A 21,871-nucleotide genomic window follows, 5' to 3' on the forward strand; every position below is an offset into this window, starting at 1 on the left:
TTGTGGCGCAGGGTGAGACCGGAATTCTTCTAATAAACAAAACCCACTGCGGCTGCAGTGGGCTTTGGGTTCAGGCGGGAAGCCGCTTTATTCAGTTAAGCGGTGCTTCGGTCTTGGTGCCGTCCTGGTGCCATTCGTAGACCACGAAGCTGAAGTCTTTCAGGTCGCCCTTTTCGTCGAAGCTGAGGACGCCGGTAGGCGTGTCGAAGCTGTTGGCACGCAGGGCTGCGGCCACCTTGGCGGTATCGGTATCGCCAGCTTTCTCAATGCCTTCGGCAATCACTTGCACGGCAGCATAGGCTGGGAAGACGAACGGGCCGCTGGAGTCTTCGTTCTTGGCTTTGAACGCTTCGACCAGTGCCTGGTTGCGGGGATCCTGGTCGAACGACTTCGGCAGGGTCACCAGCAGGCCTTCGGAAGCCGGGCCGGCGATGGCCGAGATTTCCTTGTTGCCCACACCTTCAGGGCCCATGAACTTGGCGGTCAGGCCTTTTTCAGCCGACTGACGCAGCAGCAGGCCCAGCTCCGGGTGGTAGCCGCCGTAGTAGACGAAATCCACATTGGCTTGCTTGAGCTTGGCGATCATCGCGGAGAAATCCTTGTCGCCGGCATTGATGCCTTCGAACAGGACGACCTTGGTGCCCTTGGCTTCCAGCGTCTGCTTGACCGCGGTGGCGATGCCTTCGCCGTACTGCTGCTTGTCATGGATGACAGCGACAGCTTTCGGCTTGACGTGGTCGGCGATGAAGTTGCCGGCGGTCGGGCCTTGCAGGCTGTCCAGGCCAATGGTGCGGAACACCAGTTCGTAGCCGCGAGCGGTGATGTCAGGGCTGGTGGAAGCCGGGCTGATCATCAGGATGCCTTCGTCTTCGTAGATGTCGGACGCCGGTTGAGTGGAGCTGGAACAGAGGTGGCCAATCACGAATTTTACTTCGTCGTTGACGATCTTGTTGGCTACGGCCACGGCTTGCTTCGGATCGCATGCATCGTCATACACCACGCCTTCGAGCATGGCGCCGTTGACGCCACCAGCCTTGTTGATCTGCTCGATGGCCATCTTGGCGCCGATAAATTGCATCTCGCCATATTGTGCGACTGCGCCCGTTACCGGGCCTGCCATACCAATCTTGATCGTATCAGCCGCTAGCGAGTAGCTGGCAACGCCGGCCATGGCCATGGCGGCAAACAGTTTGGAGATCTGCTTAGTAGCCTTGTTCATAGTGCTCCACTCTTATTGGTTTTCGTTGTGTAGTTCTGGCGGCCAAAGCTGCAGAGCCGGATCGTTCTCCCCGGCCATACCCCTGGCAACTTTACCGCTGCAGTGTAGAGCGCCGCTTTGCCGATTGAAAAGCCAGCCGTTGGGGGCAAATCATGCAGATGTCGCTTAATTGCAAGAAACGTATAGAAAAACGGCGTGCCTCGCCTGCGTTTGGCAGCGTCCGGCGTACTTGCCTGGCGCTTGCGCGGCGCTATTATGCTGCCCAAGCAAAACTCGGACTACTTCTGCGGACAAACCATGACTGAACAACCTAGCACCCTCTACGCCAAGCTGCTTGGCGAAACTGCACCAATCACCTGGCAAGAGTTGCAACCTAGCTTCGCCCGCGGTGCGTTGCTGATGGTCGGGGCTACGCAAGATCTGATCGCGATGGCCCAAGCCGTCGCGGAAAACGACCAGGGCAAGGTGAGCGCCTGGCTGGCCAGCGGCCAATTGAAAAAAGTCGACGATGGGGATGCCGCGGATCTGCTGGCGCGCGACCCGCCGCTGTGGGCGGTGGTGGTGGCGCCTTGGGTGCTGGTGCAGGAGCGACGTGGCGAGCCTGTTGTGCACTGAGAGCCGGTGAAATAACGCGCGTCTACTTCGGCCGCCTCCACACGACCGCTGCAGCGTTGCGCTAGGTGAAAAGCAGGGTTATTTAGCTCACTAAACTCCCCTGTTTTTCACACGGTGCGCCTTGCCGCGAACGCCTGGAGACGGTCGCGCGACGGCGCGCGATATTTTCACAGCCGCTGAGTCGATGCGCCGGTGGCGGTGAACAGGGCTAGACTGGTTCGAGTCTTCCCTTTCTCTGTCGCTACGGAGCCAACATGTTCGAGCCTGGCCATCTGCATCGCGCTAACCCGGTCGCCACCCCGGACCAACCTACGTTCAGCATCGATCTCCACTACGAGGTGCGCCAGGATCCGGTCGAGGGGCCGATGCTGCACATGCGCCTGGCCGGCGACGTGGCGGGCAAGGCGTTCGAGGAGCAGTTCGAGTTGCACCGCGATACCGCCTTCAATTTCGCCAGCGTCGCCAGCCGCCTGGCACTCAAGCATGGGATGCCGGCCAATTTTAGCCTGATCATGCGTGGTCACCAGGAATACGACCAGATGTTCGCCGATATCCGCACCAAGCTCGGCAGCCATACCGGTGATTCGGTCGATCTCGACCACCTTGAGAAAGACGGCTTGTAGATGGGGCTATCGGATAGGGCGTTACTCGCCGCAGATTCGCGAAGCAGCCTGTGGCGGGCTGTCGCTTCGCTCCGAGCGGATCGCCGCCCGGACCGCCCTACGCGCTGACCCAGCGCTGACGCGCCCAGCCGCTGAAGGCGTCGACGCCCAGCACCAGGATCAGCATCGCCAGGATCACCGTCGCCGCCTGGGCTTCCTGGAACAGGCTGAGACTGACGTAGAGCATCTGTCCCAGCCCACCGGCACCGACAAAGCCGAGCACGCTGGCCATGCGGATATTGTTTTCCCAGCGGTACAGCGAATAGGCGATCAGTTGCGGCCAGACTGCCGGCAGGGTGCCGTAGCAGAACGCCGCCACATGTCCACCGCCGCTCAGGCGAATCGCCTCGGCTGGTTCGTTCGAGGTGTTCTCCAGGGCTTCGGCGAACAACCGGCCGAGCACCCCGGTGGTGTGCAGGGCCAGGGCCAGGGTGCCGGCATTCGGGCCGAGGCCGGCGGCCAGCACTACCAGGGCCGCCCACACCAGTTCCGGTATCGCGCGCAGGGCATTCAAGAGAAAACGAGAGCCGCTCAGCGCCAGCCAGCCGAAACGTCCGGCCGCCGGCAAGGCCAGGAGTAGGCCGAGCAGGGCTGCCAGCAGGGTGCCGACGGCCGACATGGCCAGGGTCTCCAGCGCGCCGTGGCCGATGGCCCGCATGTGTGGCGCCGAGAAATCCGGGCTGAAGAAGTTGCTGGCATAGCGGCCCATCTGGCTCAGGCTGTCGCCACTGATCAGTGCGCCAAGGTCGATGCCCAGGAAGCGGAAGGACGCGACCACCGTCACCAGCAAGGCCAGCAGCAGGCCGTAGTTGCCCAGACGCTTGCCCGCAGAAGGCTTCATAGCAACCTCGCGCGCAGCAGGCGGCTGAGTTGGTCGGCGAGCAGGACCAGCAACAGGAAGCACAGCAGCATGCTGGCCACCTCGCCGCCGGCGAACATGCGCAGCGACAGGTCGATCTGCTGGCCCAGGCCGCCGGCGCCGACGAAGCCCATCACCACCGAGGCGCGGATGGCGCACTCCCAGCGGTACACCGTGTAGGAGAGCATTTCCGCGGCGGCATTGGGTAGCACCCCGTAGGCGAAGGCAGCCAGGCGTGGGCTGCCGGCGATCAGCAGGGCGCGGCTCGGGCGCGGGTCGACCGACTCGAAGATTTCCGCGTAGACCTTGCCAAGCATGCCGCTGTAGGTGATGGCGATGGCCAGCACGCCGGCAGTCGGGCCCAGGCCAACGGCGCGCACGAACAACAGCGCCCAGACGATTTCCGGCACGCTGCGCAGGATGATCAGCAGGCCGCGTACCGGCCAGCGCAGGGCCTGCGCCCACCAGGCCGGACGTCCGCCACGGTGCACGGCGGAGAGTGATAGCGCGCGACTGGCCAGCAGTGCGCCGGGCATGGCGATCAGTAGGGCCAGGGCCATTCCGGCGGTGGCGATAGCCAGGGTTTCCAGGGTGGCGCGACCGAGTAACTGGAGGAACTCGCGATCATGCGCCAGCGGCCAGAAATCGGCGAGAAAGCGGCCCATATTGGCTGCGTTCTGTTGATCGAACAGCACCGCCAGGTTCAGCTCGCTGAGCGCCAGGCCTGGCCACAACAGCAGCACTGCGAGCAGGGTCAGTGCCAGGCGCGGCAAGGCTGCCGGGTCACGCAGTACCGGGTTCAGCATCGTGGGATCTGCACGCTCACAGGCGCCGCCGCTGCCGAAGCGGGCACGGCTGGCAATTGTTCGTTGGCGTAGAGCGCATCCAGCGCGGAGACGCTGATTGCTTCGGGCGGCAAGTCGAAGACGATGCGACCCTCGCGCACGCCGATGATTCGCGGGAAATGCGCCAGGGCCAAGTCAACCGCATGCAGGCTGGCCAGCAGAGTCATGCCGCGCCGACTGACTTCCTCATTGAGCACGCTGAGGGTATGACCGGCGAGCACCGGGTCCATGGCAGACACCGGCTCATCGGCAAGGATCAGTTCCGGCGCTTGATAGAGCACCCGCGCGATGCCGACCCGTTGCAACTGGCCGCCGGAGAGCTGATCGCAGCGTTCGAACAGCTTGTCCGCCAGGTCGAGGCGAGCAAGGGCCGCCTGGGCACCGGGCATATCCAGCGGATGCAGCAGGTTGAGCAGGCTTTTGCCCAGGGACCATTGCCCCAGTTTACCCGCCAGTACCGCCGTGACCACCCGCTGGCGTGGTGGCAGGGGCGGCGCCTGATGAATCAGGCCGATACGCGCACGCAACTTCTGCCGCTGACCGGCGGCCAGCTGCCAAGGCTGCTGGCCGAGCAGCTGGATCTGTCCGCGGCTGGGTTGCAGGTTGCTGGCGAGCAGGCGCAGCAGGCTGGTTTTGCCCGCGCCCGAGGGGCCGATGATGGCCACCCGCTCGCCGATCTTTACCTGCAGATTGACCGCGCTGAGCGCAACCTGACCGTTGGCGTGGGTCAGCCCCACGCCGCTGAGGCTGACACTCACTGCAACAGGCCGGCCGCTTGGGCTGCTTCCTCGATGCCCTGGTAATTTTCTGCCTTGGTCGCGATAAAGCGGCTGGCGGCTTGCAGGTCGAGGATGGCCTTGTGTTCCGGGTTGGCCGGGTCGAGGGCGAGGAACGCCGCCTGGATCTTGTCGCGCACGACTGGATCGAGGGTGCCGCGCACTGTCCAGTTGTAATCGAAGTAGGGCGGGGTAGTGGCGATTACCTTGACCTTGTTGGTATCGACCTTGCCGGCGGCGACCAGCTTGTCCCACACCGAGGCGTTGAGTACGCCGCCGTCGGCCTTACCGGCCTGCACCCAGGCCGCGGTGGCGTCATGCGCACCGGAGTAGGCGATGCGGCTGAAGAACTGTTCCGGCTTGATTCCGTCTTTCAGCATGAAGTAGCGCGGCATCAGACTGCCGGAGGTGGACGACACCGAACCGAAGGCGAAGGTCTTGCCTTTCAGGTCCTGCAGCGAGTGCACGGCCGGGTCGGCGCTGATGATCTTGCTGGTGAACTTCTCATCTTCGGCGCGTTGCACCAGCGGGATGGCGGCGTGTGCAGTGTTAGCGGTTTTCAGACGCGCCTGGACGAAGGTGAAACCGCCCAGCCAGGCCATGTCGATACGATCGGCGGCGAGGGCCTCGACCACCGCGGCATAGTCGGATACCGGGACGAACTCGACTTTCATGTCCAGTTGCTGTTCGAGGTAGGCGCCAAGCGGCTTGAATTTGCGCAACAGTTCGGTGGGGGCTTCATCGGGGATGGCCGAGACGCGCAATACATCGGCGGCTTGGGCAAATACGGCGGAAAAAGACAAGGCAAGGCCGGCGGCCAGTGCAAAGGGACGCTTCAACATGGGGGTTCTCCGGTTCAATAGCGGGGAAATCCGGCGGAGTATAAAGGGAATCATGCGCTTGTGGCGGTTGGGCTGAGAGCTTGTGAAAAAGCGCTCGGTTACTGCGGTGTGGGGAGGCTCTATGTTTGGTACAGGGGTGGAACCGGATAAGCCCGGAGGAACTCGCAGCGGCAGACGTGGCGCGGGTTTCGCTGGCGAGCGGCTGGGGTGACCGGTGGCCAAGACCTGCTAAGCCTTAGACATTCATTCAAATCAACGAGCCTGCATTTTTTGCGGGCTCTTTGGCATCTGCGCCTAGCACCTAAGTTACGCAGCGCACTCAGTCCATGGCGGGTTCGATGCAGAGGTTCCGCGCCGCTCAGCCACCCTACGTTAAGATATTCATGTCCTTTGAGCTGGAGCCGCATTATGTCTGCATCGATGAGCACTTCCCTGCCGGCCTTGGCTTTCGCCGGCATCGGCCTGATGGGCTTGCCCATGACCCGGCGCCTGTTGGCCGCGGGTTATCCCCTGCGTGTGTGGAACCGTTCGCCGGACAAGTGCCTGGCGTTGCTCGAGCTGGGGGCGCAGCGTGTGCAAACCCCGGCCGAGTTGTGCAGCGATGCCGGCATGGTGATGCTCTGCCTGGCCAATACCGAGGTGGTGCGTGAGGTGGTGTTCGGCCCCGGCGGTATTGTCGAGGGCGCCCGGCCCGGGCAACTGTTGGTGGATTTCTCCAGCCTGGAGCCGGCGGCGACTCGCGCGATGGCCGCCGAGCTGGAGCAGCGCTGCGGCATGCGCTGGGTCGATGCGCCGGTGTCCGGTGGCACGCCCGGCGCCGAGGCCGGCAGCCTGGCGATCATGGCCGGTGGCCGCGCGGAGGATATCGAACGGGCGCGACCGATCCTCGCCCACCTGGGTCAGCGCCTGACCCGCATGGGCGATGTCGGTGCCGGTCAGGTGACCAAGTTGTGCAACCAGATGATCGTCGCCTGCAACGCCCTGGTGATTGCCGAGGTGGTGGCCCTGGCGGAGCAGGCCGGGGTCGATGCCAGCCTGCTCGCTCCGGCCCTGGCCGGTGGTTTTGCCGATTCCAAACCGCTGCAGATCCTCGCCCCGCAAATGGCCAGCAGCCAGTTCGAGCCGATCAAATGGCATGTGCACACCTTGCTCAAGGATCTGGACAGTGCGGTCAAACTGTCCCGCGAGATCGGTTCGGCCACACCGCTCAGCGGCCTGGCGGCGCAGTTGCTGCGCCTGCACGGCAGCCAGGGCAATCTGCAGCGCGACCCGGCCACGCTGGTGCAGCTGTATCGGGAGGGTGAGGCATGAAAATCGCCGCCAACCTGTCCCTGCTGTTCAGCGAACTGCCGTTGCGCGAGCGCGTGGTGGCGGCCGCTGCGGCGGGTTTCGACGGTGTGGAAATCCAGTTTCCCTACGAGTTGGCGGCGATTCGCCTGAAGGAGGCGCTGGAGGCGGCGGGCATGCCGCTGGTGCTGATCAATCTGCCCGCTGGCGACTTGCTCAGCGGCGGTGCCGGTCTGGCGGCGGTGCCGGCGCGCCAGGCCGAGTTCGATGCCGCGCTGCAGGAGGCGCTGACCTATGCGGCGATGGTGCGTCCCGCCTGCGTCAATGTGCTGCCCGGGCGCCTGGCCGAAGGTGTGAACCGAGAACGAGCGCTGGCGACCCTGGCCACCAATCTGCACAAGAGCGCCGAGGCTTTTCAGCGGCTGGGAATCCGCGTGCTGGTGGAGGCGATCAACCCGCTGGATATGCCGGGCTTTTTGCTCAACAGCCCTGAACAGCTCGATGCGCTGTTGCGCACGGTCAGGCATCCCAATCTGGCGGCCCAGTACGACCTCTACCACATGGCGCGCCAAGGCGTGGATCTACTGGCGGGCATCGAGTTGTTGGCTGGGCGCATCGGCCATGTGCAGTTCGCCGACTGCCCCGGGCGTGGGGCGCCGGGAACCGGTCAGCTCGAGTTTGCCCCGGCCCTGGCGGCGCTCAAACGCACCGGCTATCAGGGCTGGCTGGGCGCCGAATACCTGCCGGGTGAAGCGGGAACGCAGGCGGGACTGGACTGGCTGGCCAGCTGGCGCAAGGCTGGCTGAGCGGTTGTGAAGAACATCCGCCTGCCTTATACACCTGGAGACGGTCTCACGACGAGGTTGGCTATTTTTACAGCCCCTGAAGGCACGACAGTCCGTTACGCCAGGGGCAGGATGGTGCAGGGGGAAAAGCGTTCGACCCGATTGCGCCCCAACTTCTTGGCGCGATAGAGCATCAGGTCGGCGCAGTGCACCAGTTCACCCAGACCTTGCCCGGGCTGCCACTGCGCCACGCCAAAGCTGGCGGTGACGCCGATCGTTCCGGTTAGCGGTTCGGCGGCGATCAGGGCGCGGAGCTTTTCCGCGATCAGGCAGGCTTGATCGAGGTCGGTGTGCGGCATGAGGACGATGAATTCCTCGCCGCCCCAGCGGCATAGGCTGTCGGCGTCGCGCAGGTGAGTCTTGATCCGTTGCGCCACGCCAGTGAGGACGCAATCGCCGACGTCGTGACCGTATTGATCGTTGACCGACTTGAAGCGGTCGATATCGAGAAACACCAAGGCCAGAGGGAAATCATGGCGCTCGGCGCGCTTGATTTCGGTGTGCGCCAGTTCCTCGATCTTCAGGCGCGACCACTGTCCGGTCAGGCGGTCGGTGTTGGCCAGGCGCTCCAGTTGCAGGTTGCTGCTACGCAGTTCCTGCTCGGCCTGTTGCCGGCGCTTGACCTCCAGGCGCAGCGTCTGCGTCAGGCGGGCGAAGCGCAACGCCACGGCGCCCAGCAGCAGCAGGGCCAGCAGGGCGCCGCCAAGCACCTGGTAGAGCAGGCGGTGGTCGGTTGCAACCTTGCGCTTGTAGATAAAACCATCCAGTTCGATCGGTCCCTCGACCATGCCCAGATCCAGGTAACTTTGCGCTATGGCTTGCCAGCGCCCCGGGTTCATGTGCCCCAGTTGCACCAGCTCCGGCATGATCAGTGTCTGCAATTGCTCGGCTTCGAAACGCAGATGTTCCAGGCTCTTGTCGGGGGCATAGCGTCGATGAATCAGCTGTACGCTTTCCTCGATGTTTTCCAGGGCGTATTGCCATCCTTGCAGGCTGGCCTGGAGAAAAGCCTCGACCTGCGCGGGGCGCTGTTGCAACAGGCTTTCGTGGGTGGCCAGTACATCGTTGTAGAAATTGACACCATAGTCGCGCGGATTGATCAGCCGGTAGGGCACCTTCTGCTGTTGCAGCCAGAACGGTTCGTTGGAAATGTAACCGCCGAACGCATCGGTGTTGCCGTCGATCAGATCCTGCGGGTTGAAACTGGTCTGCTGTACCTCCAGGTGACTCAGATCGATGCCTTTGCGGACCAGGGTGATGCGCAGCTCGGCGCTTTCCGGCGCCTGCATCAGCATCACCCGCTTGCCCGCCAAGTCCTGCGGCGTATAGATGTCCGAGTCGGCGCGCACTATCCACACGGTAGGAGAGCTCTGCATGATCGCCGCCAGCGCCACTACGGGGTTGCCCTGCATGCGCGCGATGACCAGGCCGCTGTTGGCAATGGCAAAGTCGGTATCACCGTTGAGCAGGGCGTCTATCGGCTTTGGCGTTCCCGGCCCGCCTGGACTGATCTGTACATCCAGCCCGGCTTGCGCATAGAGACCTTTTTCCAGGGCCATGTAGTAGCCGGCGAACTGGAACTGATGCAGCCAGCGCAGCTGCAGGCGCATTGTTTCCGCGGCCATGACCTCGGTCAGGCACAGCAACTGCACCAGCAGCAGGCCGAGGCCTAAGCGTCGCGCAGTGGTGCTCCGCTTACCGGGTGGTGTTTGAACGGGTGGGGGCATGGCGACCTGCCGCTGACTCAGCGTCTATACAGCCTTGCAATACCATCAACAGCGGATGCGGTCACGACAACGGCCCTAGCTGTCAGTCGTAGACCGCGCTCTTGTCGACTATCGGTGTCGCCGTTTATGCCTGAAGAGTATGGCGATATGGCATCAGTATAGTGAGTCTGTGCATCTGGCAAGGGCATGGCGGCGGATCGGCATGCCCGGAGGTAGGTTCTTGCTGACCAGCGGCTCTGCTCGACAGCAGAACCTTCGGCTGCGATGAGCCAGGCATCGCAGCCGAAGCGCTGTGTCAGCCGGCTACCGGGCGGGCGGGGGACAACTGCGCAAGCGTTGCTGGCGTAACCGGCAAGCGGGCGGGTTGCTGCATGGCCTGGCTAAAGGCCTGTCGCCACAAGGGGTGTTGCTCGGCCTGTTCCCAGAGCAGCGCATGCAGGCGGCTGAGCGCTACGGGGTCGCTCAATAAGGCCAGCTTGCTCGGGCCGTCGAGCTGCTTCGGGCCGCTTTTCAGCGCATGTTGCAGCAAACGCTGGCGGGCCGTTTCGAGGCGTGACGAGTCGCCATGGCGGGCGGTTGCCATGGCACACGCCAGCGCGTTGTGGAACGGCTGCAGTACTGCGGCGATAAACCCCTGGTGCAGGGCATGCTCACGGTTGTGCCTGGCATAGTTGTAGGTGGACACCAACTCCTGAGGCGGATTCGACTCCTCGGGAATCAGAAACAGTTGGTTGCGCCGCGCACTTTGCCCCAGGCTCAGGCGGCTGGAGATCACCGAAACCGGGATCGACACCATCAGGGACACCACGATCGGCGCCAGCCACCAGAGAAATACCGGGTCGAGCCAGGCGACCCCGGCAGCCCAGAGGATGCCCAGCAGGGTTTGCCAACCGTGCCGGCGTACGCCGTCGCCCCAGGTGGTGATGCCATCGTCACGTTGCGGTGAGTTCCACTGCACCGACCAGCCGAGAAAGGCCGCGGTGACGAAGCGGGTGTGGAACAACATTCTGACCGGTGCCAGCAATACCGAGAAGAGCATCTCCAGGAGCATGCTGAGGCAGACCTTGGCCGCGCCGCCATAGGCGTGCGCACCCTTGATCCAGATCAGCAGGACGCTGAGCAGTTTGGGCAGGAACAGCAAGGTCAGGGTGGTGGAGAACAGCGCGATGGCTTGCTCTGGATTCCAGTGCGGCCAGACCGGGAACAACTGGCCAGGCACCAGGAAGTACTGAGGCTCCAGCAGGGTATGAGTCGCCAGCAACGCGGTGGAGAGCAGCAGGAAGAGGAACCACAGCGGCGCCGACAGGTAGGACATCACCCCGGTGAGGAACACCGCACGGTGTACCGGGTGCATGCCCTTGACCAGGAACAGGCGAAAATTCATCAGGTTGCCGTGGCACCAGCGGCGATCGCGTTCCAGCTCGTCGATCAGGTTGGGCGGCAGCTCTTCGTAGCTGCCGGGCACGTCGTAGGCGATCCATACGCCCCAGCCGGCGCGGCGCATCAGTGACGCTTCGACGAAGTCATGGGACATGATCGCGCCAGCGAAGGCGCCCTTGCCCGGCAGCGGTGCCAGGGCGCAGTGGTCGATGAACGGTTGCATGCGGATGATCGCGTTGTGTCCCCAGTAGTGCGACTCGCCGAGTTGCCAGAAATGCAGGCCGGCGGTGAACAGCGGCCCGTAGGCGCGGGTGGCGAATTGTTGCAGGCGCGCATACAGGGTACTCATGCCGGCGGATTTCGGTGCGGTCTGGATAATCCCGGCCTGCGGATTGTTTTCCATCAGGCGTACCAGGCTGGTCAGGCTCTCGCCGCTCATGACGCTGTCGGCATCGAGCACCACCATGTAGCGGTAGTTGCTGCCCCAGCGGCGGCAAAAATCGTCGATATTGCCGCTTTTGCGTTTGACCCGGCGGCGCCGGCGCCGGTAGAAGATTCGCCCGAAACCTTTGCAGGCCTGGCACAGTTCCAGCCAGGCGCTCTGTTCGGCGACGGCGATGTCGGCGTCGCCGGTATCGCTGAGGACGAAGAAATCGAAGCGTTCGAGATCGCCGGTGGCGGCCACCGACTCGTAGGTTGCGCGCAACCCGGCGAAAACCCGCGGCACGTCCTCATTGCAGATCGGCATGATGATCGCGGTCCGCGCTTCGGCGGTAATCGGTTGATTGCCCGCGTGAGCACCGGAAATTCCGTACCGGTCATAGCCGCGCAGCAGTTCCCAAAAGCCCATCAGGGCGGTCCAGAAACCGGCGGAGACCCAGCAGAACAGGATGGAGAACAGCACCAGGATGCTGCCCTGCACCAGATAAGGCAGAACCTGGATGACGCTTTCTTGCAGGCTCTGCTGCATGATTTCCTGCAGATCGATCAGCATCCAGCCCTGGTAGGGCAGGATGCTGTTCATGTACCAGGTCGCCACTACGGTTTGCCCGAGCATCAACAGCAGCAGGACGTGCCGGCGCAGCGAGCCGACCTGGCGCCAGCGTGCGGGTTCCAGCTGTTGCCGCGGTGGCGGCGGCGGGCTTTTCCTGCCGAGCAATTTGCGCCAGCCACGTACCAGGATATTGGTGCGCCAGGGCTCGGGGGTCACATGACTGCGGTGCAGGGGTGGGGTCGCCTCGATGCGCAGCCGACCTGCGGCGTCTTCGCCGAGGATACCGGCGTCGGTCAGGTTGCTTCCTGCGCCAAGTTGCAGGCGGCGTGTCGCGGACAGGCAGACGGCTTCGGCCGCGCTTTGCGCCGGCTGGCCGGATAAGCGCTGGTGCAGGTCGGCAAAGTCCTCGGCCTGGGCCAGTACCTCGCGCTCTGCATCAGGCAGTGGCAGTTCTGCCAGGTAGCTGTCCAGGTCTGGCTGGGGCGAGGGTGAGGAACTCTGCTGGTTCATCGACTGGTTGCCGTGTGGGCAGGTAATTGATAACTCCACGTTTCACTCAGCGACTGGTCGCCGTCGACCAGCGCCGCGCGCATTTCCACCGGTTTCTCGGGGTCTTTGACCTCGATCCGCAAGGTCAGGCGCCAGCCCTGAGTGGCAGGGTTATAGCGCAGGCTGTTCTCCATCAGTTTGCCATTGTCGCCGACGCTGACTCGTGAGCTCGGTGCGGCATCTTGCGTGAACTTGGCCAGTGCGGGCCCCTCGAAGTCGATCAGCAGGGCAATACTGTCGTCCAGTTGGCGGATCAGGTTTGCCTGCTTGTCTTCACCCGCCGAGCGCAGCGTCTGGGCGACCCAAGCGTTGTCCGGTTGATGCAGCGCCGGTTCGTCGAGGGTCCAGTGCATGCGGTAGGCAAATTCCAGGGGCTGGCCTTTTTCGGGCAGTTTTTCCGGGGTCCAGAACGCCACTATGTTGTCGTTGGTTTCATCCTGGGTGGGAATCTCCACCAGTTTGATCCGACCTTTGCCCCAGTCGCCCTTGGGCTCAATCCAGGCGCTAGGGCGCAGGTCGTAACGGTCGTCGAGGTCTTCGAAACGGGAGAACTCGCGGCCGCGTTGCAGCAAACCGAAGCCTTTCGGGTTTTCCACCTGCCAGCTACTGACGGCCAGATTTTTCGGGTTGTTCAACGGTCGCCACAGCCACTCGCCATTGCCGGCATGAATCGCCAGGCCGTTGGAGTCATGCAGGGCCGGCCGGAAGCTGTGCTGCTTGGGCGGTTGTTTCGGGTCGAACAGGAACATGCTGGTCAGCGATGCCAGGCCAAGCTCACCGACCGAGTCGCGCAGGAAGACCTTGGCTTGCACATCGACCACGGCATCCTGGCCCGGGCGCAGGATGAAACGGTAGGCACCGCTCGCGCTCGGTGAGTCGAGCAGGGCGAAAATCACCAGGTGCTTGTCCTGCGGCTTCGGCCGTTCGATCCAGAACTCGCGAAAATAAGGGAATTCTTCGCCGCTGGGCAGCGCGGTGTCGACGGTCAGGCCGCGCGCCGACAAGCCGTACACTTGCCCTTTGCCGATTACCCGAAAGTAGCTGGCGCCGAGCATGCTCATGATTTCGTCTTGCTTGCCCTGCTGGTTGATCGGGTACATCACCCGAAAACCGGCATAGCCGAGATTTTTGGTGGCTTGCTGGTCGAACTTAAGATCGCCGAAATTAAAGCGCTTGGGGTCGTACTTGATTTCCTTGACCGTGGTGGCGGTCACCTCGTTGATCTTCACCGGCGTCTTGAAGTGCATGCCCTGGTGATAAAAGCTCAGCTTGAATGGCGTATCGCGCTCGCTCCACTCGAATTCGTCAGGGCGCGGTTGGATTTTCTGATAATCGGCGAATGGCAGCTCGCTCAGCTCAACGGGCAGGTTGCTGGCCGGTGCACTGTAGTTCTTTTCGCTTAGAGCCTTAGCCTTGGTAGCCACGTCATCAAGCGAGAATGCTTGGGCTTGAGCGCTGCAGAGCAACAAGGTGATAGAGGCCACATGCAGGAGAGAGGGGAAGATACCGTGACGGGAAGCGCGGTTGACGGTTTTGAGTGACACGGATTCACCAGACGAAGCAGGAAGGTAGAGCGGCCCGGTTGATCCCGGGTACTGAATTTCCGACCATGTTATCCGTAAATGATTCCTCTTTGCTTAGGGATCTTTACTAGGTCGAGACCGGCAAACGCCTGAGCAGCCATTGGCGTGCAGGGACCACGGCGCGCTCTTGCGCCCAGACACACAAGGCAATCGTCAACAGCAGGAACAGCGGGTAGAACCACAGCGACAGCGGTTGCTCGCCGGCTTGCCGGGCGCAGTTGGTCCAGCGCTCGAAACAGCCGGGCGAGACGACGCCGAGGAGCTTTTCCGTGCGGGAAAAAACAATGAAAGCCGGCACGTGCAGGACGAACAGTGGCAGCGATGCTGCGCCCAGGCGCTGTGACCAGTGGATCAAGCGCTCGTTGCGCGGCGCGGCGATCAGGGCGCACAGGTAGATCAGCGCCAGTTGTGCGGGCAGCATCAAGCCGTTGTGCAGCAGGAAGTACCAGAACCGTTCGCCCTTCAGCAGCCAGATCGCGGTGCCGAAGCACAGCAGGCTGAAGCCGCCGAGCAGCAGCTTGGTGGGCAGCGGGGGCTGGTAACCGCTGTCGCGCAGCTGGCGGAACAGCCCGTACAACAGAATGCCGGCGACAAATTCCGGCAGGCGCAGCAGGGGCATGCGGTGCAACATGCCGGTGTAGGGCATGCCGTATTCCTGGCTGTGAATCACCCAGAGCGGCGGCAGCAGGTAGATCAGGGTGATGGCGACCAACCACCAGCCCTTGTGCCGCGCGCGCATCAAGCGCGGTGCCAGCAGGGGAAAGGTCAGGTAGAAGAAAAACAGGGTGGAAATCGACCACAGCGGCGCATTGAACGTCAGGTAATAAGGGTTCCAGGCCTGCAGCATGAACAGCTGCAGGCCGGAGTTGAGCAACAGTTCGCCATTGCTCATGAAGTGCTCAAGGGTCTCCCGGGACGCGCCTGCCAGGTCTGCGTTGGTGTCATAAATCACGAAGCGCATGCTGGCCTTGCTGTCATCGGGCGGGATGCCGAGGTAGCTGATGATGAACAGCACGCTGATCGTCAGCAGCAGAGAAAACAGGTGCAGCGGATAGAGATTGGCGAAACGCCTGCTCCAGAAGCTGCGGGCCGGTTCGCGCAATTGCCCTCGGCGGCAGTACACATGAGCCAGCAGGAAGCCGGACAGGACGAAGAAACTGCTGGTGGCAAAGAACCCGACCCCGGTCAGATCCACCAACCAGGACGGTTTTTGTTCATTCGGATAGCTGTGCAGGGTATGGAAAACCACCACATAGACGCCGAGCAGAAAGCGTAACCACTCCAGGCCGATGAAATGTTCCTTGGCGCTGCGCTCCATCCTGTTCTCCGTTGATTGAAATGATCCCTGCTCCGGAGGAATCGGCATCCTTGCTCAGGATGGCACCGGTCATTGCGCGCACGGCTCATTCTGGGTGCGCACGCGTACCGAGCCACAGCCATGCTGAGGTTCGACACTGTGAATTGGCTTTTGATCGGTGAGTTGGCAATACAGAGGGTTGTGCGGACGGGGCGATTCACTGGTATCAACGCTGCCAATAGTCACAGACAGTCCAGGCTACAGGCTCTAGATTCGACTGCGCAGGTGCCTGGCAGTCACTGTCATGCAGGCTTGTGCACTCGCGGCGTATCGCGCTCATAACAATAACCCGAGATGATTCCATGCAGCAGTCCCAACAAGCGGCGAACGCCTGGCGCATTCTGTTCCTGCTCTTTCTCGCCAATCTGTTCAATTTCTTCGACCGCACCATCCCGGCCATCATCATCGAGCCGATTCGCCTGGAATGGGGCCTCAGCGACTTTCAGATCGGCTTGATCGGCACTGCCTTCACCATCGTCTATGCCATCGCCGGCGTGCCGTTGGGGCGCATGGCCGACACCGGTGCGCGGCGCAAGATCATGGGTTGGGGGTTGGTGGCATGGAGCGGGTTGACCGCAGTCAACGGCCTGGCCTGGAACTTCTGGAGCTTCCTGTTGGTACGCATGGGTATTGGCATCGGCGAGGCGAGCTATGCACCAGCGGCCAACTCGCTGATTGGTGACCTGTTTCCACCCCACAAGCGCGCTCGAGCGATGGGCATCTTCATGCTCGGCTTGCCGCTGGGGCTGTTGCTGGCGTTCTTCACCATCGGCGCCATGGTCGAGGCCTTCGACAGCTGGCGCGCGCCTTTCTTCATCGCTGCCGTGCCGGGGATGCTCCTCGCGCTGTTCATGTTCTTCATCAAGGAGCCCAAGCGCGGCGCGGCGGAAGCCGTGCAGGTGGCGACCACTGCGGTGGACAAGCCGCTGCGCAAGGTGCTGGAGATCCGTACCTTCTGGTGGCTGGTGCTCGCCGGGCTGGCCTTCAACTTCGCCACTTATGCCTGCAACTCCTTCATGGTGCCGATGCTGCAGCGTTATTTCCTTCTGCCGTTGGGGCAAGCAGCCGTGGCCACCGGGGTGATCGTCGGTGTGACCGGCTTGTTTGGCCTGACTCTGGGCGGCTGGATGGCCGATCGCATTCATCAGCATTCGGCAACCGGGCGTCTGCTGTTCGCCGCCGTGAGCATGCTTATCGCCGCCGGGGCCACCGGCTATGCGCTGCTGGCCGGGCGCGTCGAGGTCGGCGTGTTCGTTGCGGTCTTCAGCGTCGGCTGGTTGTTCGCTTACAACTTCTACACCTGCGTCTACACGGCACTTCAGGATGTAGTCGAGCCGCGCTTGCGCGCCACCGCCATGGCGCTGTTTTTCGCCGGCCTGTACCTGCTCGGTGGCGGTCTTGGGCCGATTGCAGTGGGTCTGCTGTCCGATCATTTCGCCCAGGCGGCGATGCTTGCCGCGGGTGTCAGCGAGATGAACGAAGCCTTCAAGGCGCAGGGCCTGCATGATGCGATGCTGCTGATCCCGGTGGCGCTGTTTCTCACCATGTTGGCGCTGCTGCAGGCCTCGCGTTGTTTTGTCGCCGACTCCAAGCGAATGCACGCCAGTATGGCCGAGGCGCTGCCGGCGTAATGTGGGAGGGGCCGGGCGGCGCTCCGCTTTAGCCGCGACAAGCCAGAGGCGCGTCGAATCGCGGCTGAAGCCCCTCCCACAGCCCGTCACCCTGCAATGAAAAGGCCCGCAAGTGCGGGCCTTTTCATTTCGAGCGCTTACGTCAGCCCGCTACCAGTACCCGAATCGCTTCCAGGCGCAATGCGGCTTTGTCGAACAGGGCCAGGCCTTGTTCGCGCTGCTGGCGCAGGGCGGTGAGTTCGCTGTCGCGCACACTCGGGTTGACTGCTTGCAGGGCAGTCAGGCGCGCCAGTTCCTCTTCGGTGTCGGCAGCCAGGCGCCGTTTGGCCTCGGCGACCCGCTCGATGTGGCGTGGCGCGACCTTATCTTCGCCGGCATTGATCAGCGGGTTGAGGCTGTCGCGCTGGGCTTGGACGAACTTGTTGGCGCTGGCACGCGGCACGCTTTCCAGCTGGTCGTTCAAGGTTTCGAACGCCACCTTGTGCGCCAGGTCGTTGCCGTTGCTGTCGAGCAGGCAGCGCAGTGCCGCCGGCGGCAGGTAGCGCCCCAGTTGCAGGGCGCGCGGCGCCACCACTTCGCTGACATACAGCAGTTCGAGCAGCACGGTGCCGGGTTTCAGTGCCTTGTTCTTGATCAGTGCCACCCCGGTGTTGCCCATCGAGCCGGCGCGCACCAGATCCATGCCGCCTTGCACCATCGGATGTTCCCAGGTGAGGAACTGCATGTCCTCGCGGGCCAGGGCCAGATCGCGATCGTAGGTGATGGTCACGCCTTCGTCGTCGCCGAGCGGGAAGCTGGCATCCAGCATTTTCTCGCCGGGACGCAGGATCAGGGCGTTGTCGGAATGGTCTTCACTGTCGATGCCGAAGGCGTCGAACAGTTGCTCCATGTAGATCGGCAGAGCGAACTGGTCGTCCTGTTCGAGAATGGCCTCGACCATGGCCTCGCCTTCACCGGCGCCGCCGGAATTGAGTTCCAGCAAGCGGTCGCGACCGGCGTGTAGCTCGCCTTCCAGGCGCTCGCGTTCGCTGCGGGCCTCATCCACCAGGCTTTGCCATACGCCGTCGTCGCCGCTTTCCAGCAACGGCAGCAGGCGGCTGCCGAACTGGTGCTGCAGGGCGTTGCCGGTTGGACAGGTAGCGAGGAAGGCATTCAGCCCCTGGTGATACCACTGGAACAGGCGCTCTTGCGGGCTGTTTTCCAGGTAGGGCACATGCAACTGGATCCGGTGCTTCTGACCGATCCGGTCGAGGCGGCCGATGCGCTGCTCGAGCAGGTCCGGGTGGGCCGGCAGATCGAACAGCGCCAGGTGATGAGCAAACTGGAAGTTGCGGCCTTCGCTGCCGATTTCCGAGCAGATCAGCACCTGGGCGCCGAATTCTTCGTCGGCGAAGTAGGCGGCGGCGCGATCACGTTCGAGAATGTTCATGCCTTCGTGGAACACAGTGGCGGCGATGCCCTTGCGTACGCGCAGGGCATCTTCCAGGTCCATGGCCGTTTCGGCGTGGGCGCAGATCACCAGGACCTTGACCCGCTTGAGCATCTTCAGGGTGTCGATCAGCCATTCGACGCGCGGATCGAAATGCCACCAACGCTGCTCCTCGTCGACCTCGACCTGGGCCTGGTAGCTGACTTCCGGGTACAGGTCCGGGTGCTCGCCGATCGGCAGCTCCATGTACAGGTCCGGACTGGGCAGCGGGTAGGCATGTAGCTCACGTTCGGGGAAGCCCTGCACGGCGGCGCGGGTGTTGCGAAACAGCAGGCGGCCAGTGCCATGACGGTCGAGCAACTCGCGCACCAGGCGTGGCGCGGCTTCTTTGTCGCCAGCATTGACCGCGGCGAGCAGTTCTTCGCCCTCGGCACCGAGAAAGTCATGGATGGTCTGGTGCGCGGCGGCCGACAGGCGGCCCTGGTCGAGCAGCTCCTGCACGGCTTCGGCAACCGGACGGTAGTTGGCGCTTTCGGCGCGGAAGGCGACAAGGTCATGGAAACGGTTGGGGTCGAGCAGGCGCAGGCGGGCGAAGTGGCTGTCCTGGCCGAGCTGTTCCGGGGTGGCGGTGAGCAGCAGCACGCCGGGGATCACTTGCGCAAGCTGTTCGACCAGGGTGTATTCCACGCTGGCGTGCTCCGGATGCCAGACCAGGTGATGCGCTTCGTCGACCACCAGCAGGTCCCAGCCAGCGGCGAACAGCGCATCCTGGACCCGTTCGTCCTCGCACAGCCACTCCAGGGCGACCAGGGCCAACTGGCAATCCTCGAAGGGATTGCTGGCATCGCTCTCGATAAAGCGTTCGGCGTCGAACAGCGCCACATCCAGGTTAAAGCGCCGGCGCATCTCCACCAGCCACTGATGCTGGAGGTTTTCCGGCACCAGGATCAGCACGCGACTGGCGCGACCAGAGAGTAACTGGCGATGGATCACCAGGCCGGCTTCGATGGTCTTGCCCAGGCCTACTTCGTCGGCCAGCAATACCCGCGGGGCGATGCGGTCGGCGACTTCGCGGGCGATGTGCAGCTGGTGCGCGATCGGTTGCGCACGCACGCCGCCCAAGCCCCAGAGCGAGGACTGCAACTGCTTACTGGTGAACGCCAGGGTGCGGTAGCGCAGGGCGAACCAGGGCAGCGGGTCGATCTGGCCGGCGAACAGGCGGTCGCTGGCCAAACGGAACTGGATGAAGTTGGACAGCTGGGTTTCCGGCAGGGTGACGTTCTGGTGCTGCGCGTCGAGGCCGTGATAGACCAGCAGGCCATCGACGTCATTGACTTCCTGGACGGTCAGCTTCCAGCCTTCGAAGTGGGTGATCTCGTCACCCGGAGAAAAGCGCACGCGGGTCAGCGGTGCATTGTTCGCAGCATACTGACGGGTTTCGCCAGTGGCCGGGTAGAGCACGGTGAGCATCCGGCCATCCTGCATGAGGACGGTGCCCAAGCCCAACTCCGCTTCGCTGTCACTGATCCAGCGTTGCCCCGGTTCATACTGCGCCATGCCTGTCTCCTGCGTGAAAAAGCCGGCTATGGTAACGGAACGCCAAGCCTAGGCCAAAGGCGCAATGGTACTTAACCGGCACTTATTAGGGGTTACTTGTGTCGAAAGTGTAGCGAGGCCGGGCTCAAGTCGGCGTCCGAGTGGCCGACAGCCTGACCAAAGGAGGACTGAATAAAGTGCTACCGCCCATTCCGCACGGCATGGCGCCGGTCACCGCCCAGCAGGACGTGATCAAGCCCAGACCCGATATCCCGCCGGTTACGCCGGCCGCCGCCAGCGCCAAGGAAAGCGGCGTGGGCCTGGATAAACGGCATCCGCAGGAAGCCGAGGAGTTGCTGCGTGAAGAGCAGCGCCGGCGCCAGCGTCATGGTTACACTCCCGAGGAGCTGGCCGCAGGCGAAGTGGCCGAGGCCGACGCGGCAGTCATCGACGAATTGCCCCGGCAGGGTCTGTGGGTGGATGAGGAAGTCTGAGTCGCGCACACTGTGCGCACGCTAACTACGCGCGTATGCCCGTGAACCTATTCAACGACAGTGCCCTGCAACTGGCCAACGCCGAGCTGGATTTCAAGTCGCACTGGCTGGAGCCGGCGACGGCAGATCGCTGGCTGGCGCTGCTGCTTGAGCAAACGCCCTGGCAGCAGCCGCAGGTGCGGCTTTACGGTCGGCAGTACCCGGTGCCGCGGCTGGTCGCGTGGTACGGCGATGCCGAGGCTCGCTACCGGTATTCCGGCCTGATCCATCAGCCGCTGCCCTGGACTCCGCTGCTCGCCGAGATTCGCGCCCGGCTGGTGGCGACGCTGGGACAACCGCTCAATGGCGTATTGCTCAACTATTACCGCGATGGCCAGGACTCCATGGGCTGGCACAGCGACGACGAGGCCGAGCTGGGCGCTAATCCGCTGATTGTCTCGCTCAATCTGGGCGCGACCCGGCGTTTCGATTTGCGGCGTAAGGGGCAGAGTCGTATCGAACACTCCCTCGCGCTCAATCACGGTTCGCTGCTGGTCATGAGCGGGCCAACCCAGCATTATTGGCAGCACCAAGTGGCGAAGACGCGCAAACCCTGTGCGTCGCGCCTGAATCTGACGTTTCGTTTAATCCGGTCGCCAGCATGAGCAACGATGACAAACTGATTGATTTCAGCGCCGAGCGCGGCAAGCGCATCCACGACCTGCACGACAAGAAGCTCGACGAGATGCGTCAGGCGTTCGAGCAGGCGCTGCCCCTACCCAAGGGCAAAAAGAGCAAGAGCAAGCCGAAAAAGCGCTAGGCAGATCGGCTTCAGCGGCTGTGAGCGTATCGATCGCCGTCGCGAGAGCGCAGCGACAGCCCGCCAGCTTTTGTGCCGTGCCGATAAACCATGGTGCACTGCCTGCGGGTAGGGCGGCTTCGGCGCGCAGCGACAACCCGCCAGCTTTGTGCTGGGTGCAATCCGCCCTGTTCAGGGCCGATTCGTTGATCTGGATCAGTGTCTGCTGCCGTGCGCGGCCGGTCTTTGCGCCCCCTTGACTTGGATCAATGAACAGCCGCGCAGTCCTGATAATTTGCAGCCATCCCCAACGGCCCAAGAGGGCTACCGCAGGAGGCAACCATGTTTATCGATGTCGTAGTGCTCGCCGGAATCGGCACCGTCGGTCTGATGGTCGCTTTCTTCGTTGGCGTTGGTTATTTCATCTGGAAGGACTCACACAAGCGCAAGACGCCGTAAGTTC

Annotated in this window: 19 protein-coding genes; 9 read left to right on the forward strand and 10 right to left on the reverse strand. The window is 63.0% G+C overall.

From position 1 onward, the window contains the following. Positions 1-91: 91 nt before the first annotated feature. Complete coding sequence (locus tag B2D37_RS02250) at positions 92-1,219, reverse strand: branched-chain amino acid ABC transporter substrate-binding protein (protein ID WP_079201198.1); 1,128 nt, start codon at positions 1,217-1,219, stop codon at positions 92-94. 297 nt (positions 1,220-1,516) lie between these two features. Here B2D37_RS02250 and B2D37_RS02255 point away from each other — a divergent pair, with 297 nt between their 5' ends. Next, positions 1,517-1,834 (forward strand): DUF2288 domain-containing protein, encoded by a 318-nt coding sequence (locus B2D37_RS02255; protein ID WP_079204876.1) that lies wholly within the window; start codon positions 1,517-1,519, stop codon positions 1,832-1,834. 254 nt (positions 1,835-2,088) lie between these two features. Next, on the forward strand, positions 2,089-2,457 hold the full coding sequence (locus tag B2D37_RS02260) for a DUF5064 family protein (protein WP_079201199.1): 369 nt from the start codon (positions 2,089-2,091) through the stop codon (positions 2,455-2,457). A gap of 97 nt (positions 2,458-2,554) precedes the next feature. Here the strand turns inward: B2D37_RS02260 and phnE are convergent, their stop codons facing one another. The 4 genes from phnE to B2D37_RS02280 are packed head-to-tail and all read right to left on the reverse strand — an operon-like array spanning position 2,555 to position 5,818. Next, positions 2,555-3,337, reverse strand: coding sequence for a phosphonate ABC transporter, permease protein PhnE (gene phnE, locus B2D37_RS02265; RefSeq protein ID WP_154067031.1), 783 nt, complete (start codon positions 3,335-3,337; stop codon positions 2,555-2,557). Then, positions 3,334-4,161: an ABC transporter permease gene (locus tag B2D37_RS02270; RefSeq protein ID WP_079201200.1), complete on the reverse strand. Its 828-nt coding sequence runs from the start codon at positions 4,159-4,161 to the stop codon at positions 3,334-3,336. The genes phnE and B2D37_RS02270 overlap by 4 nt, the downstream gene beginning before the upstream one ends. Then, positions 4,155-4,958 (reverse strand): phosphonate ABC transporter ATP-binding protein, encoded by an 804-nt coding sequence (locus B2D37_RS02275; RefSeq protein ID WP_079201201.1) that lies wholly within the window; start codon positions 4,956-4,958, stop codon positions 4,155-4,157. Before B2D37_RS02275 ends, B2D37_RS02270 begins: the two co-directional genes overlap by 7 nt. Next, positions 4,955-5,818 (reverse strand): putative selenate ABC transporter substrate-binding protein, encoded by an 864-nt coding sequence (locus tag B2D37_RS02280; protein ID WP_079201202.1) that lies wholly within the window; start codon positions 5,816-5,818, stop codon positions 4,955-4,957. Before B2D37_RS02280 ends, B2D37_RS02275 begins: the two co-directional genes overlap by 4 nt. 420 nt (positions 5,819-6,238) lie before the next feature. Between B2D37_RS02280 and B2D37_RS02285 the strand changes: the two genes are divergently transcribed. Beyond that, positions 6,239-7,129 carry an NAD(P)-dependent oxidoreductase gene (locus B2D37_RS02285; RefSeq protein WP_079201203.1) on the forward strand — a complete coding sequence of 297 codons (891 nt, stop codon included), beginning with the start codon at positions 6,239-6,241 and terminating at the stop codon, positions 7,127-7,129. Further along, positions 7,126-7,911, forward strand: coding sequence for a hydroxypyruvate isomerase family protein (locus B2D37_RS02290; RefSeq protein ID WP_079201204.1), 786 nt, complete (start codon positions 7,126-7,128; stop codon positions 7,909-7,911). Before B2D37_RS02285 ends, B2D37_RS02290 begins: the two co-directional genes overlap by 4 nt. Before the next feature lie 95 nt (positions 7,912-8,006). Here the strand turns inward: B2D37_RS02290 and B2D37_RS02295 are convergent, their stop codons facing one another. The 4 genes from B2D37_RS02295 to B2D37_RS02310 all read right to left on the reverse strand — a co-directional run bounded on the left by B2D37_RS02295 (position 8,007) and on the right by B2D37_RS02310 (position 15,501). Then, positions 8,007-9,677: a GGDEF domain-containing protein gene (locus tag B2D37_RS02295; RefSeq protein ID WP_079201205.1), complete on the reverse strand. Its 1,671-nt coding sequence runs from the start codon at positions 9,675-9,677 to the stop codon at positions 8,007-8,009. A gap of 295 nt (positions 9,678-9,972) precedes the next feature. Next, positions 9,973-12,561 (reverse strand): glucans biosynthesis glucosyltransferase MdoH, encoded by a 2,589-nt coding sequence (gene mdoH, locus B2D37_RS02300; RefSeq protein WP_079201206.1) that lies wholly within the window; start codon positions 12,559-12,561, stop codon positions 9,973-9,975. Beyond that, complete coding sequence (locus B2D37_RS02305) at positions 12,558-14,105, reverse strand: glucan biosynthesis protein G (protein ID WP_371915439.1); 1,548 nt, start codon at positions 14,103-14,105, stop codon at positions 12,558-12,560. The genes mdoH and B2D37_RS02305 overlap by 4 nt, the downstream gene beginning before the upstream one ends. A 145-nt stretch (positions 14,106-14,250) precedes the next feature. Then, complete coding sequence (locus B2D37_RS02310; RefSeq protein ID WP_079201208.1) at positions 14,251-15,501, reverse strand: acyltransferase; 1,251 nt, start codon at positions 15,499-15,501, stop codon at positions 14,251-14,253. A 341-nt stretch (positions 15,502-15,842) separates the two neighbouring features. Between B2D37_RS02310 and B2D37_RS02315 the strand changes: the two genes are divergently transcribed. Next, entirely contained in the window at positions 15,843-17,171 is a 1,329-nt protein-coding gene (locus B2D37_RS02315; RefSeq protein ID WP_079201209.1) for an MFS transporter, read from the forward strand. A gap of 142 nt (positions 17,172-17,313) precedes the next feature. On the opposite strand, the gene rapA is transcribed toward B2D37_RS02315, so the two are convergent. Then, complete coding sequence (rapA, locus tag B2D37_RS02320; protein WP_079201210.1) at positions 17,314-20,157, reverse strand: RNA polymerase-associated protein RapA; 2,844 nt, start codon at positions 20,155-20,157, stop codon at positions 17,314-17,316. 176 nt (positions 20,158-20,333) lie between these two features. Between rapA and B2D37_RS02325 the strand changes: the two genes are divergently transcribed. From B2D37_RS02325 to ccoM, 4 genes are all read left to right on the forward strand, one after another. After that, on the forward strand, positions 20,334-20,630 hold the full coding sequence (locus tag B2D37_RS02325) for an aspartate-semialdehyde dehydrogenase (protein WP_079201211.1): 297 nt from the start codon (positions 20,334-20,336) through the stop codon (positions 20,628-20,630). Positions 20,631-20,665: 35 nt separating this feature from the next. Continuing rightward, the gene (locus B2D37_RS02330) at positions 20,666-21,274 is read left to right on the forward strand and encodes an alpha-ketoglutarate-dependent dioxygenase AlkB (RefSeq protein ID WP_079201212.1); all 609 of its coding nucleotides are present in this window, start codon (positions 20,666-20,668) and stop codon (positions 21,272-21,274) included. Next, entirely contained in the window at positions 21,271-21,429 is a 159-nt protein-coding gene (locus B2D37_RS23290) for a hypothetical protein (protein ID WP_177345174.1), read from the forward strand. Before B2D37_RS02330 ends, B2D37_RS23290 begins: the two co-directional genes overlap by 4 nt. A 321-nt stretch (positions 21,430-21,750) precedes the next feature. Next, positions 21,751-21,867: a cytochrome c oxidase subunit CcoM gene (gene ccoM / locus B2D37_RS23965; protein WP_305879839.1), complete on the forward strand. Its 117-nt coding sequence runs from the start codon at positions 21,751-21,753 to the stop codon at positions 21,865-21,867. Positions 21,868-21,871: the final 4 nt, after the last annotated feature.

The sequence above is a fragment of the Pseudomonas sp. CC6-YY-74 genome (assembly GCF_002025205.1).
Lineage (GTDB): Bacteria > Pseudomonadota > Gammaproteobacteria > Pseudomonadales > Pseudomonadaceae > Aquipseudomonas > Aquipseudomonas paeninsulae.

Coding starts and splice junctions, on each gene's coding strand:
- B2D37_RS02250 (WP_079201198.1), bottom strand. CDS start 1,219: ATGAACAAGGCTACTAAGCAGATCTCCAAACTGTTTGCCGCCATGGCC.
- B2D37_RS02255 (WP_079204876.1), top strand. CDS start 1,517: ATGACTGAACAACCTAGCACCCTCTACGCCAAGCTGCTTGGCGAAACT.
- B2D37_RS02260 (WP_079201199.1), top strand. CDS start 2,089: ATGTTCGAGCCTGGCCATCTGCATCGCGCTAACCCGGTCGCCACCCCG.
- phnE (WP_154067031.1), bottom strand. CDS start 3,337: ATGAAGCCTTCTGCGGGCAAGCGTCTGGGCAACTACGGCCTGCTGCTG.
- B2D37_RS02270 (WP_079201200.1), bottom strand. CDS start 4,161: ATGCTGAACCCGGTACTGCGTGACCCGGCAGCCTTGCCGCGCCTGGCA.
- B2D37_RS02280 (WP_079201202.1), bottom strand. CDS start 5,818: ATGTTGAAGCGTCCCTTTGCACTGGCCGCCGGCCTTGCCTTGTCTTTT.
- B2D37_RS02285 (WP_079201203.1), top strand. CDS start 6,239: ATGAGCACTTCCCTGCCGGCCTTGGCTTTCGCCGGCATCGGCCTGATG.
- B2D37_RS02290 (WP_079201204.1), top strand. CDS start 7,126: ATGAAAATCGCCGCCAACCTGTCCCTGCTGTTCAGCGAACTGCCGTTG.
- B2D37_RS02295 (WP_079201205.1), bottom strand. CDS start 9,677: ATGCCCCCACCCGTTCAAACACCACCCGGTAAGCGGAGCACCACTGCG.
- mdoH (WP_079201206.1), bottom strand. CDS start 12,561: ATGAACCAGCAGAGTTCCTCACCCTCGCCCCAGCCAGACCTGGACAGC.
- B2D37_RS02310 (WP_079201208.1), bottom strand. CDS start 15,501: ATGGAGCGCAGCGCCAAGGAACATTTCATCGGCCTGGAGTGGTTACGC.
- B2D37_RS02315 (WP_079201209.1), top strand. CDS start 15,843: ATGCAGCAGTCCCAACAAGCGGCGAACGCCTGGCGCATTCTGTTCCTG.
- rapA (WP_079201210.1), bottom strand. CDS start 20,157: ATGGCGCAGTATGAACCGGGGCAACGCTGGATCAGTGACAGCGAAGCG.
- B2D37_RS02330 (WP_079201212.1), top strand. CDS start 20,666: ATGCCCGTGAACCTATTCAACGACAGTGCCCTGCAACTGGCCAACGCC.
- B2D37_RS23290 (WP_177345174.1), top strand. CDS start 21,271: ATGAGCAACGATGACAAACTGATTGATTTCAGCGCCGAGCGCGGCAAG.
- ccoM (WP_305879839.1), top strand. CDS start 21,751: ATGTTTATCGATGTCGTAGTGCTCGCCGGAATCGGCACCGTCGGTCTG.